We start from the raw sequence: 15737 nt of genomic DNA, 5'->3' as shown, positions 1-15737 counted from the left end.
TTTTAGGCTCAGTTAAAACTAAAACAACAGAAACGCACACAAAAATAGGCCAAGTGCCAATCGGTAAATAACGAACGGCAACATCCCCATCTTACTGATGACTTTCAAAAAGTAGTGGATACAGGCATACGCCGACACAAACGAAATCACAGTACCAATCACCAGCGCCTGCACATCAACGGCATCAGGGCTTTCGAGTAAGTCTTTGCACACTAATATCGCGGCACCTAAACTCACCGGTACTGACATCAAAAATGAAAAGCGCGCGGCAGCTTCGCGGGTCAACCCCAACATCAACGCCGCAGTCATCGTAGCACCAGAGCGTGAAGTCCCTGGGATCAACGCCAACGCTTGAGCAAAACCGATCATCAAGGCTTTTCGCCAACCTGTTTGATACTCAGACAACTGACGGCGACCTTTGACATCTGCCCACCATAGCAATAATCCAAACACCACAGTGGTCACCGCAATCACCGCAGAGCTGCGCAGATGGGTTTCGATAAAGCCCTTAGCAGCAAAACCAAAAAAGACCGCGGGAATCGTGGCCAGAATAATCCACCACGCCAACGTGCTGTCTGCACTAGATTTTCGTTTGACGACACTAACGCTCCATGCGCCCGCCATGGAAATAAGTTCACGCCGAAAGTAAATCACTACCGCTAACAATGAGCCGGTATTGACCGCCACATCAAATGATAATCCTTGGTCAGGCCAACCTAGTACCTGTGAAGGAAGAATCAGATGCGCCGAACTCGAAATCGGCAAAAACTCGGTCAGTCCCTGAATTAGCGCCAAAATGATAACTTGAATAATATCCATACAATCCTCAAAGAAACGGCATCACTGCCAATCAAAGTCCACCTGCCACAATCGTTGTTGTGACTTATCGTAATTTTGCCAAAGGGTTTGGTAAGGTAAGCCCGCTATTGGATGCTGCAACGCCGGAGCAAGTTCCGCCAGTGGCCATAAAACAAATGCATTGGTAAGAATTTCGGCGCGCGGCAACACCACAGGCTGGGTGATCACCGCGTTGTCATACAGCAGTAAGTCGAGATCTAAAGTGCGAGGGGCAAATTTTACCGCGTGTGCGGCGCGGCCATTGCGCAGTTCAATCTGTTTAAACTGGCTGACCAACTCAGCCACGGAGAGCTCAGTCTCTGCAGCAACCACCATGTTCAGAAAATTATCGCCACTGAACCCTACCGCCTCACTTTCGAACACGGAAGATAAACGCAACGGCCCGAGCAACGCGGTTAACTCTTTTACCGCGACGCGGATGTAATGCGCCGGCTCGATATTGCTGCCAAGACTGATATAAATTTTTGCCATGCTACTACATTACCTGCTGCGTTCAATCTCAACGCCAACGTTTTCGGCAATAGCAACCGCCCCGGGTTTCATCACCCGCACTTTTACCCACGGACTATTAAACTCGGTTAGCAAGCAATCAGCGATTTTCTCCGCCACGGTTTCAATCAGCTCAATCGGCGCGGCGGTAATCAAGGCGACAATCCGTTTACTGACAGTGTCGTAACACAGCACTTTGCTGTAATCATCCTGCGCTGCAGCTGCACGGTTATCCCAGCCTATGTCTAAATCGATAACCAACTGCTGCTGTTGCTGTTTTTCCCAGTCATAGATCCCAATTACCGTGTCTATGCGTAGGCCTATTACTAACACTTTATCCATGAAAATCCTCGTAACCTCGGAGGTCAGATAAGCTGATGGCCACAAAGCCGTTATAATTGCGCGCTTCGATGCAATAATTTGCCGCTTTGCGCTTTCGACTCAAGCCAACTTTGAGTAGGATAAGGCTCTGAGATCACAGCCTTAAGCAAACATGTCTCAGCTGGCCGATGTAGCACTATTCATCAAGATGTATCTGCGTATTGGGCGCGATAATACCCTAAGACGATAAGGACACCAAATTGAGTACAGCCTTGCTTATCAGCGCTATGATCATTGTCGCCTATTTACTTGGCTCAATCTCGAGTGCCATTCTCGTTTGTCGTTTAAAAGGCTTACCCGATCCTCGTAGCGAAGGTTCTAAAAACCCTGGTGCAACTAACGTTTTACGTATTGGTGGAGTATGGGCCGCGGCATTAGTGTTCTTCTTCGACATGTTAAAAGGTGCGCTGCCCGCCTACGGCGCTTATCTGCTCGGTATTCACGGCTTTTGGTTGGGGATTGTGGCAATTTCAGCCTGTATCGGTCACATGTTCCCGATTTTTTTCCAGTTCAAAGGCGGTAAAGGTGTAGCCACAGCGCTCGGCGCTATGGCGTCCATCAGTTACATGGCGGTGAGTTTAATGAGCACGTGGCTGTTAGTGGTGCTGATCAGCCGTTATTCATCGTTAGCCGCTCTCATTACCTGTCTTCTTGCGCCGTTTTATACCCTATGGTTCGACAGTCGCTTCATTCTGCCAGTAAGCATGCTGTCGCTACTGATTATCTGGCGCCATAAAGACAACATCTTGCGACTGGTTCGAGGTGAAGAGCCAAAGATTTTTGGCAATAAAAAACGGTGAAACCCGTTCACCGTTTAGATGGAGTCAACAGCCCTGCGCGTTTACACCGCGGCAAGTGAATCCAATGGCCAACGCGGTTGGCCTTTTACCGCTAACGCTTCACGCTCACCAGCCTTTAAGCGCTGTAAGCCTGCGTAGGCAATCATTGCACCATTATCGGTACAAAACTCCCCACGAGGATAAAACACTTTGCCGCCTTGCTGTTGCATCATCGTCGCCAACTCAGCGCGCAAACGTTGGTTAGCACTTACGCCCCCGGCAATTACCAAGCGCTTGTAACCGGTTTGCTTTAAAGCTCGGCGGCATTTGATCATCAGCGTATCCACAACCGCTTCTTCAAAGGCACGGGCGATGTCCGCACGCGTCTGCTCATCGTCCGGCTGCGCCGCGATGGTGTTCGCCGCAAAAGTTTTCAGCCCAGAAAAACTAAAATCCAACCCTGGCCGATCCGTCATAGGTCGCGGAAACTTATAGTCCACCGCGCGCCCTTGAGCCGCTAACTTAGAAAGACGCGGGCCACCGGGATAATCCAACCCCATCAATTTCGCCGTTTTATCGAAGGCTTCACCGGCCGCGTCATCAATGGACTCGCCCATCACTTCATACTGGCCAATGCCTTTAACATCCACCAACATCGAGTGGCCACCTGACACCAGCAGTGCAATAAATGGGAACTCTGGCGCATCCTCTTCTAGCATAGGTGCCAGTAGATGCCCTTCCATGTGATGCACACCCACCGCGGGCTTATTCCACGCAAACGCGAGTGAGCGGCCAACACAAGCCCCGACCAGCAGTGCACCAATTAGACCTGGGCCTTTGGTATAGGCAATGCCATCGAGCTGTTCAATAGTGGTATTTGCCTGTGCTAGTGCTTCACGGATCAGCGGCACAATCTTGCGCACATGGTCGCGAGAAGCCAACTCTGGCACCACCCCACCGTAATCGGCGTGTAACTTCACCTGACTATATAAAGCATGGGATAACAACCCTTGCTGCTCGTCATAAACCGCAATACCTGTTTCATCACAGGATGATTCGATGCCGAGTACTCGCATTCTGACTACCAACTACATAAAAAAGTGGGCGCTAATTCTACAGCGATTAGTGAATATGATCCAATAGTGAGATTGGGCTATATTGAAAGCTACCTCTTTACAAGAGGGATGTACTCGGTTTAGAATTTCGCACCATTTTAAAACCCTTGGCTCAATCTTGGGTCAATACAAACTTCCACCTAAGGGGTGATGGCGTATGCCAATTATTAAAGTACGTGAAAATGAACCATTCGACGTTGCTCTGCGTCGTTTCAAGCGCTCTTGTGAAAAAGCTGGCATCTTAGCTGATGTTCGCGCTCGTGAGTTTTACGAAAAGCCAACTACTGCTCGTAAACGTGCAAAAGCTGCTGCTGTAAAACGTCTGGCGAAGAAGCTTTCTCGCGAAAACGCCCGTCGCGTACGTTTATACTAATCCTATTATGACTCTGACAGAACAGCTAAAAGACCAAATGAAGAAAGCCATGATCGCCAAAGATAAGGTGAGATTGGGGACTATTCGTATGGCATTGGCGGCCATCAAACAGATTGAAGTGGATACCCGCGAAACTCTGGATGATACGCAAGTTCTGGCTGTACTCACCAAAATGGTGAAGCAGCGTCGTGATGCTATAGAGCAATATACTGCAGCAGGACGCGATGAGCTGGCACAGGCAGAAGCCGCAGAAGTAGACGTGATTGAATCATTCCTACCTCAGGCATTGACTGAAACTGAAATTGCAGCGTTAATTGACGAAGCTATTTCAGCAACAGCTGCTTCATCCATGGCGGACATGGGTAAAGTAATGGGAGCGTTGAAACCTAAAGTGCAAGGTAGAGCTGATATGGGCGCTGTGAGTGCTCTTATCAAAGCTAAATTGCAGTGATAACGTTTTAACGTATGAACAAGCCGTGCACCAGCGCGGCTTGTTTGTTTACATCGGTTTCACTCTTTAACCGGTAGATAAATGGCTATACCTCGTGATTTTATCAATGAGCTGATTGCTCGCACCGACATTGTAGACTTGATAGAACGCAAGGTTCCCTTGAAAAAGGCGGGCAAGAATTATGCTGCCTGCTGTCCGTTCCACAGCGAGAAATCCCCTTCTTTTACTGTCAGCCGCGATAAGCAGTTTTATCACTGTTTTGGTTGTGGTGCCCATGGCAACGCTATCGACTTTGTTATGGAATATGACCGTCTGGATTTTCCAGATGCTATTGAAGATCTTGCTGGTCAACTGGGGCTCGAAGTTCCGCATGAACGTGGTAATGGCCAGCGTCGAGATGAAGGGCTTAGTCGCGATCTCTATCAATTGATGGAAGCATCAGCCGCGTTCTTTCAGCAGCAATTACGAAATCATTCGGCACAACAGCAAGTAAACGCCTACATTGAAAAGCGGGGCTTATCGCAGGAAATTGTGGAGCAGTTCGGCATCGGCTACGCGCCAGATGGTTGGGACAATCTCCTCAAAGCCCTGGGCCAACAAGCTGATGCGCAAGAAAAATTGCTGGCTGGCGGCATGCTAATCGCTAATGACCAAGGGCGTCGTTACGACCGCTTCCGCGATCGCTTGATGTTTCCCATTCGCGACCGCCGTGGCCGAGTTGTGGCGTTTGGAGGCCGAGTCTTAGGTGATGGCACGCCAAAATATTTGAATTCGCCAGAAACGCCCATATTTCATAAAGGGCACGAACTCTACGGCTTATACGAACTGCGTCAACGTCATCGTGATCCGCAACGGGTAATGATCGTAGAAGGCTATATGGATGTGGTGGCCTTAGCACAATTTGGTATCGATTACGCGGTCGCATCTCTGGGCACCTCCACCACCAGCGAACAGTTTCAAATGTTACTGCGCAGCGCCAAAGAAGTTGTGTGCTGCTATGACGGTGATAACGCCGGTAAAGAAGCCGCGTGGCGTGCCATGGAAACCGCACTGCCACTGATGAAACCCGGCGACAACGTGCGCTTTATGTTCTTGGCCCAAGGCGAAGACCCTGACTCAATGGTGCGTAAAATTGGTAAAGACCAATTTGAACAACTTATTGAACAAGGCATTAGCATTGATGAGCTATTGTTTAATGGCTTGACTGCACAACACGGTACCGACAAGGCCAGTCTTGCTAAACACGCGAGTAGCCTGATTGAAAAGATTCAGGACGAAGTGTTGCAAAACATGCTGTTAGAGCAACTAGCGACCCGCTTGCGCATGGATAATGCCGAGCAGATGAAACGCATGTTGGGGCTTAACAACAAAGCCAAACAACGGCTGACACAACAGTCGTTAAAAGGACGGGGAACCCCGTTACGACTTGCTATCGCACTGCTGGTACAACAACCAGCGCTGGGGTACCAACTGCCGTTACAGCCGGCACTACAATACCTGAAAATGACCGGGGTTGAGCTGTTAATTGAATTATTGGATTTGACCCGCGCACAGCAGATGAGCAGCGCACAACTACTTGAGCATTATCGGGAGTCTGAACAATTATCGACCCTGAAAAAATTAGCCCAATGGGAGCATCAAGTGGCTGACGATCATCTGCAACAAGGGTTTAAAGAAGCCTTGGTATGGCTTAATAATCAATATATTGAGCAACGTTACCAAGCACTCAGTATGAAGCAGGATTTAACGCGGGAAGAAAAGGTACAGCTACAAAAGCTGATTAGCGCTATGAAGGCGCAACATTAAGTTTTTCATCGCACCAATACCCTACTTCGCACTGGCACTGACTAGTGCAAAAGTATATAATTGATGGTTTGCACGGCTCACCTTATGCCGTTGCTAATCGTTGTAACAGTTACCTAAGTTTTGGATGATATCTATGGATCATACTCCGCAGTCGCAACTCAAGCTGTTGCTTGCAAAAGGTAAAGAGCAGGGCTACCTAACGTACGCCGAGGTTAACGACCACCTGCCTGCTGACATGGTCGACTCTGACCAGATCGAAGATATTATCCAGATGATAAATGACATGGGTATCCGCGTATTCGAAGAAGCGCCGGACGCCGATGACATTATGATGTCTGAAGACAACACCGATGATGATGCAGCTGAAGAAGCAGCTGCAGCGCTGGCATCGGTAGAAAACGAATTGGGTCGTACCACTGACCCAGTGCGGATGTACATGCGCGAAATGGGCACAGTTGAACTGTTAACCCGCGAAGGTGAAATCCTGATCGCCAAACGTATTGAAGAAGGTATCAACGAAGTACAAAGCTCTGTGGCTGAATACCCACAAGCGATTGCGATGATCCTGGAACAATACGACCAGTACGAAGCAGATCAAATTCGTTTGTCAGACATTATCTCTGGATTTGTCAATCCCGACGAAGAAGATGTTGGCCCAACGGCAACCCATATCGGTTCAGAGCTGTCAGAAGATGAGCTCGATGACGAAGATGATATGGACGATGATGAAGACGAAGAAAGCGAAGACGGCGACAGCGAAGATGACGGCAACAAAGGACCCGATCCTGAAGAAGCTCGTGAACGCTTTACTCAGCTGCGTACTGCTTACGAAAACACCTTAAAAATCATTGAAGAAAAAGGCCGTAACCACCCAGTAGCTGTGGGCGCACTGTTTGAAATTGGCGAAATCTTCAAAGAGTTTCGTTTAGTGCCTAAGCAGTTTGATCGTCTTGTGAAAAACATGCGTGACATGATGGATAAAGTGCGTGTTCAAGAGCGCCTGATCATGAAACTGTGTGTTGAATACTCAAAAATGCCGAAGAAAAACTTCGTGAAGCTGTTCAGCGGTAACGAAGCTAATCCTCAGTGGTTCTTTGATGAAATCGCTGCGGGCAAGCCATATTCAGACGCATTGAAAGCAGTTGAAGAAGACGTAGTACGTTGCCATAGCAAATTGCATGCGGTTGAAGCTGAAACGGGCCTCAACATCACCGCCATTAAAGACATCAGCCGTCGTATGTCAATCGGTGAAGCCAAAGCTCGCCGTGCGAAGAAAGAGATGGTTGAAGCAAACTTACGTCTGGTAATTTCTATCGCGAAGAAATACACCAACCGCGGTCTGCAATTCTTGGACTTGATCCAAGAAGGTAACATCGGTCTGATGAAAGCGGTAGACAAGTTCGAATACCGTCGTGGTTACAAATTCTCGACCTATGCAACTTGGTGGATCCGTCAGGCAATTACTCGCTCTATTGCTGACCAAGCACGCACGATTCGTATTCCGGTTCACATGATTGAAACCATCAACAAACTGAACCGTATTTCGCGTCAAATGCTGCAAGAGATGGGACGCGAACCATCACCGGAAGAACTGGCTGAGCGCATGATGATGCCTGAGGATAAAATCCGTAAGGTACTCAAAATCGCCAAAGAGCCTATTTCGATGGAAACCCCAATCGGTGATGACGAAGATTCACATTTGGGTGACTTTATCGAGGACACCACCCTCGAATTGCCGCTCGACAGCGCCACTAGCGAAAGCTTGAAACAAGCAACTCACGAAGTGCTCGCTGGTTTGACTGCACGTGAAGCAAAAGTATTGCGTATGCGTTTCGGTATCGACATGAACACTGACCACACTTTGGAAGAAGTGGGTAAACAGTTCGACGTTACTCGTGAACGTATTCGTCAGATTGAAGCGAAAGCGTTACGCAAACTGCGTCACCCAAGTCGTTCTGAAATTCTGAAGTCATTCCTTGATGAATAATCACTAAATGACCTTGAAAACCCCGCACTGCGGGGTTTTTTATTACCGCTAAAAAGTAGATTGCATAACAGATAACCAATTGAAACCGTTGCAGTTCAATTCGCTAAAAACCGGGGTGACAACCCTTGCGAAAGTTCGTATACTCTGACGCGCTTAGTACTTTATCTATTGTATCTAGCACGGCCCCTTAGCTCAGTTGGTTAGAGCACACGACTCATAATCGTTAGGTCCACGGTTCAAGTCCGTGAGGGGCCACCATCTTTTCTCTCGTTTCCTTTGTATTGCTCTACCTCTTTAGCCGCATACGCTAATATTTATTCACTTAGCTACTACACTTAAGCAATTGTCGGTGACGACGTAACTTGGGTGATGCAAGCAAATGAGTTTTTATTCATCTTTAAAAGTAAAATGGCAAATCGCTATTCCGATCGTCATTTTAACGTTAATGATCGCGGCATTGGCGCTCATCAGTTGGAACACCAACCGCATGATGACCGAAAATACCCGCATTCTGACCGACCATCTGACACCGGCTTCACTCAAATCGCGCGAAGCTGAGATTGAGTTGTATCAAGCCGCCACAGCTATGCGTGACTATATTTCGCTATTAAGTCATGAAAAAGATGGCCAAAGCGCGTTGGATGCTCACCATCAACATAAACGCGATGCCTACGACAAAATCCAGCAAGCACGACGCAGTGCTTCGGTTGCTGGATTAAAAATCTATCCTGAACATGACCCAGAGTTTGATGCCGATTTTAAACAATGGGATCAGTTATCTGAGCGCGCGATAATCTTAAGCCATGATCATCTATATGAGCAATCTTATGAACTTTTGGTAGGCGAACAGAAACAAGCCTTTAGGCTAGTAAAAGGCCGCTTTGAGGGAATGGAAGATGAATTTAATGAACATCGAAAAGCGCTCTCAATTCACACCCACGAACTCGAAGCCATGCAACAAAAGTTACTGGTGGGAGCCTCCGTTATCGCCTTAGTTGTGGGCATATTTTTCAGCTATTGGGTGCCACATCTGATCACCAGCCATCTAAATACGCTAACTGACAGCATGCATAAACTCACTAGCCAAGGTGGCGACTTAACACGCCGTTTGCCAGTACAAGGTGAAAATGAATTAAACCAGCTGTCGGACTCGGTTAACGGCTTTATTGCGTATTTGCAGCAATTAATCTCAGGGGCAATCAACGAAACCCGCAAAATCGATGAAAATATGCAGGGATTATCCTCAATCTCAGCCAAGACCGGCCATAGTGCGCAAGAGCAATGCGACTATGTGGCGCAAGCTGTGACCTCTATTGTTGAGATGAATCAGGCGGTGAAAGATATCACCCAGCAGATGCAATACGCCTCAGATAATGCCCAAAAAATGCATTCAGAAGTGACGGAGTCACATCAACAAATCAACATGACTATCGAGAATATTGCCGAGCTTGTATCGGATATGCGAAAAGCCAGCGATGCCATTGCAGCCCTAGAATTTCAAAGCAAGAATATTGCATCCGTGCTCGATGTAATTGGCGGCATTGCTGAGCAAACTAACCTGCTGGCTCTCAACGCTGCGATTGAAGCCGCGCGCGCAGGCGACAGTGGTCGAGGCTTTGCCGTGGTAGCAGATGAAGTGCGTAAGCTCGCTTCAAAGACGCAAGAGTCGACCCAAAATATTCAGCAGATGATCGATGGTTTAAATAAAGGGGTGAATGACGCAGTGCAAGTGGTGAACTATAGCGCAACGAAGGTGAACAGTACCGCAGAACAAGCCGCTGCGGCAGGAAAATCATTACAAGAAATTGTTCATGGTGTGCAAGCCATGTTGGATATCTCGGTACAAGTGGCTGCGGCTACCGAGGAGCAAAGTGTGGTGATCGAGCACATCAACCAAAACATGGTGGATATTAATGGCCATTCTCACCAATTACAGGAAGATGCAGAAACGGCGCTGAGTAACAGCCGCTTGGTGCAGCGTTCTACTGATAACCTCTCTGCCCAGATGAAACATTTCACCACTTAACGTGCTTGGCGCAATCAGCGTATCCGATACGCTGATTGCTGCCGTTCAAATCAAGATTGAGCTTGTGTGGCGGCGTACTCGCCAACAAAGCCGCAGAAGTCGCGTGCTGCTGGCGACAGATAACGATTATCCATCCACGACAACAAAATACTGCGCTGCATCGCCTCATGATCAATCAGCAGCTTGATCAGTTGCGCAGGCACATCGCTTCGCCAGCAGATTTCTGGTAACAAAGCCACGCCTACGCCAGTACGCACGAGGAGAGATCTAACATTACTGTCAAAGCTTTCAAACACCACATTTGGGGTAAAGCTCGCCTGTTGGCATGCCTTGTCGTTGATTTCGCGGAGCCCATCTTCCGCGGATAGCTAATAAAATTCTCCGAAGCGAGGTCGCTGAGTCGCACTAAAGCGCGACACTAACCGATGCGTTGCAGCTACTGCTAGGCAAATCCGTTCACGCATTAAGGTATTCACCGCCACAGAATGCCCATCGGTTGGATATTCTAGCGGCAACGAGGTGATACAGAGATCCAATACACCATCGCGCAGTTGATTGGCAATTTCGTAGCGCCCAGCCACTTGGAACAAGCGGAATTTAACCTGAGGACGTTGTGACAGATAATCCGCAAATAGTTTGGGCAGCACTTGCGAGGAGGTCACCCCCACTGTCACATGGCCAGTATCATCACCCGCCATGTCGCTCAGTTCCAACTTGGCTTGTTCCAACTCATTAAAAATCGCTTTACCCCGCTTTAATAACACTTAACCACACGGATTGAGTACCAGTCGTCGGCCTCGGCGATCAAACAAAGAAACGCCAAACGTTTGCTCAAGATTGGCAATGATTTTACTAAGTGCTGGTTGCGCGATACCCAGTTGATCGGCAGCCAGGGTCATATTGCCGAGTTCGCACACTTGCTGTAACGCATTGAGGTGAGAAAAGCTCATTGATAACTTTTTTGACATGAATCTATGGATTTAGGAGTCGGCTTAGGCCCGTTGCTGCTCGGCAATATCATTCCTAAACTGCAATTCTCTGGGATGTACGAACTGTTAGCTGTGGTGATGCTGCTCTGCTTAGTCGCCTACTACATTTTGCTCGGCCGACTAGAAAGCGAACGTCAACAACCAGCGCAGTTGGAACTTAGCCAGCACCTGAGTCACTAGTCTTCAGCCTATTGATAGCGCTGTATTAATTGACGCAGCGCTGTCAAACAAGTGGGTGATCTAAGGTTTTGAACATAACCAAACAATCCACCAAGCCGAGTTGTTGATGGCGATATGCCTTAGGCAAAGTACCCACAATCTCAAACCCAAGTTTTTGCCACAGCGCCACCGCCACGGTATTGCTGGACACCACGCAGTTGAACTGCATCGCCTTAAACCCAGCTGTTAATGCCTGTTGCTGTGAATGCAAACACATTTGCCGAGCAATGCCTCTCCCACGCGCGGCTTCACTCACCATATAACCGCAATTACAAACATGGTTACCCGGCCCCATCGCATTGGCTTTAAGGTAATAGATCCCTAGTACCTGCCCCGCGTCTACCCAAGCAAAACTTTGATAGGGTAACTCACACCACAAATAACACGCCTGCTCAAACGAGATATCCGCATCATAGGCATAAGTTGATTCAGCTTGGGCGATAGCGGTAAAGGTAGGCCAAAATTGCTTGAATAGCTCGCGGGTTAATTCAGTGATCATCTGGACTCCTAACATCGGCTAGCTTTGCCGATTTATTTAGGAAATACATTAGCAAATCAGATTGTTGCAGCAAAGCCGCAAATTAAGCTGCCGAAGCACGGCCAACATCTTTACTTGGTGGCACGCCAAAGGCACGCGCGTATTCACGGCTAAATTGCGAGGTACTTGCGTAGCCTACCTCGTAGGCCGCACTGCTCACATCCATCATCTGCGCCCGCATCAGGCTACGTGCTTGCTGCAGGCGCACCGTTTTTTGAAACTGTAGCGGGCTCATTGAGGTGATTGCTTTAAAGTGGGTGTGAAACGATGACACACTCATGCCAGTCAGCTTGGCAAGTTCTTCAATTTTAATGGGTTGTGCAAAATTCTCTTTTAGCCACGAAATCGCTTTAGCGACTTTCTCAGCATGAGAATCGGCAATGGCTATCTGCACAATCGCCGGTCCCATTGGGCTAAGTAATAGGCGGATTAATATCTCTTCAATCATTAACGGTACCAGCAACTCGGTATGTTGCTGTTGTTCGATCAGTTGCAATGCCCGCACGGTCGCTTTGACGATATTGGCATCAGCATCACCGACATAAACCGCTTGTAACTTGGGCGCTTTGGGCACGCCGTGAGGGAACACTTTGAGGATTAATGAGCCGAGTTTTTTGGCATCCAGCGGGATCATCAGACAAAAATAGGGTTTCTCTGCAGAGGCTTGAGTAATGGCTAAATTGATCGGCACCTCTGCCGAATAGACCACCAGCGTGGATTCATTTTCCTCAAAATCGATGCCACCTTGGGTCAATGAAACCGTCTTAGCCCCTTGCGGCACAATGCAGATGCTAGGACGAGCCAACAGGTAGGTTTTTTCTGATGCGGTTTTCGATGCCCGCACCACATGCACATAATCCTTTTGCAGTTGGAAGAAACCGTCGTATGGTGTCAGTTTGGTCAATAATGCTGCCATCTGTTGCAAATCGGCACTATCAACTCTGTTAGTTTCCGCTTGCTGCAAAGTGTTACCTTTCACCCTATTCACCTCTATCAAAAGCGTTTGCGTGAGCACTAAACGACTTTAACCCGAGATAGCATTCTCACCATCTTAACAGGTAATGTTTCATCCGTAGATGCTACAGACAAGTCAAAAAACGCCAACAAGCAACTGCTTGCTGGCGCACGACCGTTACAGGTATTCGTTACCTTGGCTGATGGCATCGAGCAGTTGATGCAGTTTCAGCGCATCGGCAAAGCTAGGGGCTTCACGGCTCCCAGTTTGAATGTCTTTGGCAATCAAGCGATAGATTCCCGCGACATTACGGGCAATGGTGCCCTCTGGCAAATCAGCAAGCAGCTCAGCCGGAGGCACTAAGGTTTGCAACTCGGTATCACTGCCACTCGCGCCCTTGATAGTCATCTGCGCAAATTGGCCGTGGCCGATATTGCCAGTGATTTGAATATCACCGTCAGTGCCGTTAATTTCCCACAGGAAATTGGTCGCGCGCGACATGCCACCACGGTAATGAGCAGAGAACGCGGCACCACTTTGCAGCTGACCATGAACCAGAATTTGGTCGGCGGTCGACGTCTGCTTATCTTCGCCTGTATCTGTGATGCGCACAGTCTCGCGAACTTTCAGTGTTCGGCCAGAAATATCGGCAAATTCACCCAATACATCTTGCACGCCCGCCAAGGTGTGACCAAACGGAATGGTCAACATGGTTGCGCCATTGGTTTTATCAAACAGATAAGCCAGCTCAGCCGAGCTTTCAGCGCCCCAGTTGCCACCTGAACCAATCAAGCTACTGCTCAGCACTTTGCCCACATAACCGTCGGCGATCAGCTGTTTCAGGTAAGTGATTTCTGGCGCAGTGCGCATTTGCGTACCTACTGTCGCCACAACACCTTTCGCCGCTGCCAACTCCGTCAGCTTTTGAGCTTCAGCTACGCCATTACCCAGCGGCCATTCACAATGTACGTGCTTGCCTGCTTCCAATGCCGCAGTTGCTAACTCATAGTGGTACGGCACTTTAACGGTCACCACGACGAGATCCACCACATCGGAAGTCGCTAACGCTTGCGGCGTGTCAAAGGCATAAGGCAGGTTCAAGGCTTCAGCTGTGCGTTTACCACTCTCAGGGGTAGAGTTAGCCACCGCAACGACCTCAAACGTGTCACCTAATGATTTAAGTGCGGGTAAGTGGGCTGTTGCCGCCCAATGACTATCTGGGTTAAGACCAATAAAACCAACACGAATGGGTTGTTGACTCATAAAACCTCCTTTGCTGTGTTCTTTTGCTGCGGTGATTGGAATATAACAAACACGCTGCAACGCCTTGCGACATAGCATGACTGATTATCTAATCTCAGCCATGAATCATCTTGGCCATCTGCTGCACAGCATATGGCTCACATTCAGACAGCAATTAGCGGCATCGCACCGTAACTTACGCTAACCACCAAGGCATAAAAGAAAAATAATGTTTATATTTCAAAGATATTATTAGTAGCCAAGTTAACTTACGTTATTTGATTAACCACTAATACTGAAGGATATTATGGAAAGAATTAAGCTGATGTTGCCTGCCTGATCCTCTTGTGTTTATGCCTAAATCTACAAAAAAGTACAATCACACATGAGGAGGGCCAGCATGATAAGGTGTTTACCGCGAGGATAGTACTGACAATATGGGCAGGTTAAATGTCACTTGCCCATTTATCCGTGTTTTTTAGCGGTGAGGATCTGCCATGACAAGATTAGCTATTCGCCGCTGAGCCATATAGCGGCATCTCTTCTTCGTCCTCATCCAGCACATAGGATTGCGCTTGCTCAAGCAGGAACTCAGGGCTTTCCAGCAATTCATCGACAAACAGCGCTGATAACTGGCTATAGAGATGCTCAATAAAACGTAGCGTGCGGGTTGGCATCGACAGTTGCTTGGTATACGACATGTACAGAATATTGCTGCGGATAGGAAAGTCATGCAGCACCTCAACTAATGTGCCTTTGGCAATCTCCTCTGCGGCGAGTGATTGTGGCAATGCGGCGATGCCGACACCTGCAATGGCTAACTCTTTCGCTAACGCGGTGCTATCCATGCTTAAGGTCACCTTGGTATTCACCGTCGTCCATGTTTCACCATCAAAAATTTGGATGCGGCGTTGCTCATTGGCACCACTTTCAGCGGCAGTACAGTCGATGTAACTGTGCAGTTCCAAATCCGCCGGAGAAAACGGTATGCCGTGCTGGCGCAAATAACTTGGGCTGGCGGTAATCAAGCGATCGAAATTCAGCAATTTAAGGGTTTCTAACTGGCTATCGGTTAGCGGCGTGAAATGGAAAATGACGTCAACATTGTCATCTAACGCTTGCGCAGGATAACGACTCGACAACGCAATATCTAACTCAATCTCAGGATGCGCAGCGATAAACGAGGAAAATATCTCGCTGGAAAATACTGTTTCAAGCTCATGGGGAATCACAATACTGATTTTGCCCGCAGTGTCATGCTGTAACGACATCAACTGTTGTTCTGCCGCCATCATGGCATTAAACGCATCGGCAATATTGTGGTAAAACGCAATCCCCTGAGTGGTAGGTCTCACACTGCGGGTGGTGCGGGTTAGCAGTTGCACACCGACTCGAGTTTCCAGTTCATTGATCTTACGGCTCACGGTGGTTTTGGTTAACCCGAGTGCTTTAGCGGCGCCAGTGAATGAGCTTTTTTCAACAACTTTCGCAAATATTTTCAGTTGGTTAAGATCCATCATAGCGATTAT

General features: G+C 48.2%; 16 protein-coding genes, 1 tRNA gene and 1 pseudogene. 8 read left to right on the top strand and 10 right to left on the bottom strand.

The features are described 5' to 3' along the window. Positions 1 to 18: 18 nt before the first annotated feature. Genes JYB87_RS05380 through folB form a run of 3 tightly spaced genes read right to left on the bottom strand, consistent with a single transcriptional unit; the run spans position 19 to position 1689 of the window. Positions 19 to 819: an undecaprenyl-diphosphate phosphatase gene (locus JYB87_RS05380; RefSeq protein ID WP_207355868.1), complete on the bottom strand. Its 801-nt coding sequence runs from the start codon at positions 817 to 819 to the stop codon at positions 19 to 21. A 21-nt stretch (positions 820 to 840) separates the two neighbouring features. Next, positions 841 to 1329 (bottom strand): 2-amino-4-hydroxy-6-hydroxymethyldihydropteridine diphosphokinase, encoded by a 489-nt coding sequence (folK, locus tag JYB87_RS05375; RefSeq protein ID WP_207355867.1) that lies wholly within the window; start codon positions 1327 to 1329, stop codon positions 841 to 843. A gap of 9 nt (positions 1330 to 1338) precedes the next feature. After that, entirely contained in the window at positions 1339 to 1689 is a 351-nt protein-coding gene (gene folB / locus JYB87_RS05370) for a dihydroneopterin aldolase (RefSeq protein ID WP_207355866.1), read from the bottom strand. A 239-nt stretch (positions 1690 to 1928) separates the two neighbouring features. Between folB and plsY the strand changes: the two genes are divergently transcribed. After that, the gene (gene plsY / locus JYB87_RS05365) at positions 1929 to 2528 is read left to right on the top strand and encodes a glycerol-3-phosphate 1-O-acyltransferase PlsY (RefSeq protein ID WP_207355865.1); all 600 of its coding nucleotides are present in this window, start codon (positions 1929 to 1931) and stop codon (positions 2526 to 2528) included. Positions 2529 to 2569: 41 nt separating this feature from the next. Here plsY and tsaD read toward each other — a convergent pair whose 3' ends face one another. Further along, positions 2570 to 3583, bottom strand: coding sequence for a tRNA (adenosine(37)-N6)-threonylcarbamoyltransferase complex transferase subunit TsaD (tsaD, locus tag JYB87_RS05360; protein ID WP_207355864.1), 1014 nt, complete (start codon positions 3581 to 3583; stop codon positions 2570 to 2572). 196 nt (positions 3584 to 3779) lie between these two features. Between tsaD and rpsU the strand changes: the two genes are divergently transcribed. The 6 genes from rpsU to JYB87_RS05330 all read left to right on the top strand — a co-directional run bounded on the left by rpsU (position 3780) and on the right by JYB87_RS05330 (position 10265). Next, positions 3780 to 3995 (top strand): 30S ribosomal protein S21, encoded by a 216-nt coding sequence (rpsU, locus tag JYB87_RS05355; protein ID WP_006080725.1) that lies wholly within the window; start codon positions 3780 to 3782, stop codon positions 3993 to 3995. 7 nt (positions 3996 to 4002) lie between these two features. Next, positions 4003 to 4446 carry a GatB/YqeY domain-containing protein gene (locus tag JYB87_RS05350; RefSeq protein WP_207355863.1) on the top strand — a complete coding sequence of 148 codons (444 nt, stop codon included), beginning with the start codon at positions 4003 to 4005 and terminating at the stop codon, positions 4444 to 4446. A gap of 81 nt (positions 4447 to 4527) precedes the next feature. Then, a complete protein-coding gene (gene dnaG / locus JYB87_RS05345) occupies positions 4528 to 6252 on the top strand; it encodes a DNA primase (protein ID WP_207355862.1) in 1725 nt (574 codons plus the stop codon). A 133-nt stretch (positions 6253 to 6385) separates the two neighbouring features. Further along, positions 6386 to 8239 carry an RNA polymerase sigma factor RpoD gene (gene rpoD / locus JYB87_RS05340; protein WP_207355861.1) on the top strand — a complete coding sequence of 618 codons (1854 nt, stop codon included), beginning with the start codon at positions 6386 to 6388 and terminating at the stop codon, positions 8237 to 8239. Positions 8240 to 8420: 181 nt separating this feature from the next. Further along, positions 8421 to 8497 (top strand) — tRNA-Ile (locus tag JYB87_RS05335). Positions 8498 to 8618: 121 nt separating this feature from the next. After that, the gene (locus JYB87_RS05330) at positions 8619 to 10265 is read left to right on the top strand and encodes a methyl-accepting chemotaxis protein (RefSeq protein WP_207355860.1); all 1647 of its coding nucleotides are present in this window, start codon (positions 8619 to 8621) and stop codon (positions 10263 to 10265) included. A gap of 50 nt (positions 10266 to 10315) precedes the next feature. On the opposite strand, the pseudogene JYB87_RS18680 reads toward JYB87_RS05330, so the two are convergent. Together JYB87_RS18680 and JYB87_RS05315 are read right to left on the bottom strand one after the other, a co-directional pair. Further along, positions 10316 to 10963: pseudogene (locus tag JYB87_RS18680) on the bottom strand (LysR substrate-binding domain-containing protein). A gap of 66 nt (positions 10964 to 11029) precedes the next feature. After that, a complete protein-coding gene (locus tag JYB87_RS05315; RefSeq protein ID WP_207355858.1) occupies positions 11030 to 11215 on the bottom strand; it encodes a helix-turn-helix domain-containing protein in 186 nt (61 codons plus the stop codon). A 24-nt stretch (positions 11216 to 11239) separates the two neighbouring features. Between JYB87_RS05315 and JYB87_RS05310 the strand changes: the two genes are divergently transcribed. After that, positions 11240 to 11434 (top strand): hypothetical protein, encoded by a 195-nt coding sequence (locus JYB87_RS05310; protein ID WP_207355857.1) that lies wholly within the window; start codon positions 11240 to 11242, stop codon positions 11432 to 11434. A gap of 43 nt (positions 11435 to 11477) precedes the next feature. Here JYB87_RS05310 and JYB87_RS05305 read toward each other — a convergent pair whose 3' ends face one another. The 4 genes from JYB87_RS05305 to JYB87_RS05290 form a co-directional block, all read right to left on the bottom strand. Then, positions 11478 to 11972 carry a GNAT family N-acetyltransferase gene (locus JYB87_RS05305; RefSeq protein WP_207355856.1) on the bottom strand — a complete coding sequence of 165 codons (495 nt, stop codon included), beginning with the start codon at positions 11970 to 11972 and terminating at the stop codon, positions 11478 to 11480. Positions 11973 to 12054: 82 nt separating this feature from the next. Then, entirely contained in the window at positions 12055 to 12990 is a 936-nt protein-coding gene (locus tag JYB87_RS05300) for an AraC family transcriptional regulator (RefSeq protein ID WP_207355855.1), read from the bottom strand. Positions 12991 to 13143: 153 nt separating this feature from the next. Then, positions 13144 to 14229, bottom strand: a complete 1086-nt coding sequence (locus JYB87_RS05295; protein WP_207355854.1) for a Gfo/Idh/MocA family protein — start codon at positions 14227 to 14229, stop codon at positions 13144 to 13146. A gap of 485 nt (positions 14230 to 14714) precedes the next feature. Next, positions 14715 to 15728 carry a LysR family transcriptional regulator gene (locus JYB87_RS05290; RefSeq protein WP_207355853.1) on the bottom strand — a complete coding sequence of 338 codons (1014 nt, stop codon included), beginning with the start codon at positions 15726 to 15728 and terminating at the stop codon, positions 14715 to 14717. Between the last annotated feature and the right edge of the window lie 9 nt (positions 15729 to 15737).

It is taken from the genome of Shewanella avicenniae (genome assembly GCF_017354945.1).
In the GTDB taxonomy this organism is placed as follows: domain Bacteria; phylum Pseudomonadota; class Gammaproteobacteria; order Enterobacterales; family Shewanellaceae; genus Shewanella; species Shewanella avicenniae.
The sequence above is the reverse complement of the archived record's forward strand: the minus strand, read 5'-3'. Positions and strand labels throughout refer to the sequence as shown.

What these genes read in the sequence shown, in the direction of transcription:
- JYB87_RS05380 (WP_207355868.1), bottom strand. Translation starts at nt 819, where the DNA reads ATGGATATTATTCAAGTTATCATTTTGGCGCTAATTCAGGGACTGACC.
- folK (WP_207355867.1), bottom strand. Translation starts at nt 1,329, where the DNA reads ATGGCAAAAATTTATATCAGTCTTGGCAGCAATATCGAGCCGGCGCAT.
- folB (WP_207355866.1), bottom strand. Translation starts at nt 1,689, where the DNA reads ATGGATAAAGTGTTAGTAATAGGCCTACGCATAGACACGGTAATTGGG.
- tsaD (WP_207355864.1), bottom strand. Translation starts at nt 3,583, where the DNA reads ATGCGAGTACTCGGCATCGAATCATCCTGTGATGAAACAGGTATTGCG.
- rpsU (WP_006080725.1), top strand. Translation starts at nt 3,780, where the DNA reads ATGCCAATTATTAAAGTACGTGAAAATGAACCATTCGACGTTGCTCTG.
- JYB87_RS05350 (WP_207355863.1), top strand. Translation starts at nt 4,003, where the DNA reads ATGACTCTGACAGAACAGCTAAAAGACCAAATGAAGAAAGCCATGATC.
- dnaG (WP_207355862.1), top strand. Translation starts at nt 4,528, where the DNA reads ATGGCTATACCTCGTGATTTTATCAATGAGCTGATTGCTCGCACCGAC.
- rpoD (WP_207355861.1), top strand. Translation starts at nt 6,386, where the DNA reads ATGGATCATACTCCGCAGTCGCAACTCAAGCTGTTGCTTGCAAAAGGT.
- JYB87_RS05330 (WP_207355860.1), top strand. Translation starts at nt 8,619, where the DNA reads ATGAGTTTTTATTCATCTTTAAAAGTAAAATGGCAAATCGCTATTCCG.
- JYB87_RS05315 (WP_207355858.1), bottom strand. Translation starts at nt 11,215, where the DNA reads ATGAGCTTTTCTCACCTCAATGCGTTACAGCAAGTGTGCGAACTCGGC.
- JYB87_RS05310 (WP_207355857.1), top strand. Translation starts at nt 11,240, where the DNA reads ATGGATTTAGGAGTCGGCTTAGGCCCGTTGCTGCTCGGCAATATCATT.
- JYB87_RS05305 (WP_207355856.1), bottom strand. Translation starts at nt 11,972, where the DNA reads ATGATCACTGAATTAACCCGCGAGCTATTCAAGCAATTTTGGCCTACC.
- JYB87_RS05295 (WP_207355854.1), bottom strand. Translation starts at nt 14,229, where the DNA reads ATGAGTCAACAACCCATTCGTGTTGGTTTTATTGGTCTTAACCCAGAT.
- JYB87_RS05290 (WP_207355853.1), bottom strand. Translation starts at nt 15,728, where the DNA reads ATGATGGATCTTAACCAACTGAAAATATTTGCGAAAGTTGTTGAAAAA.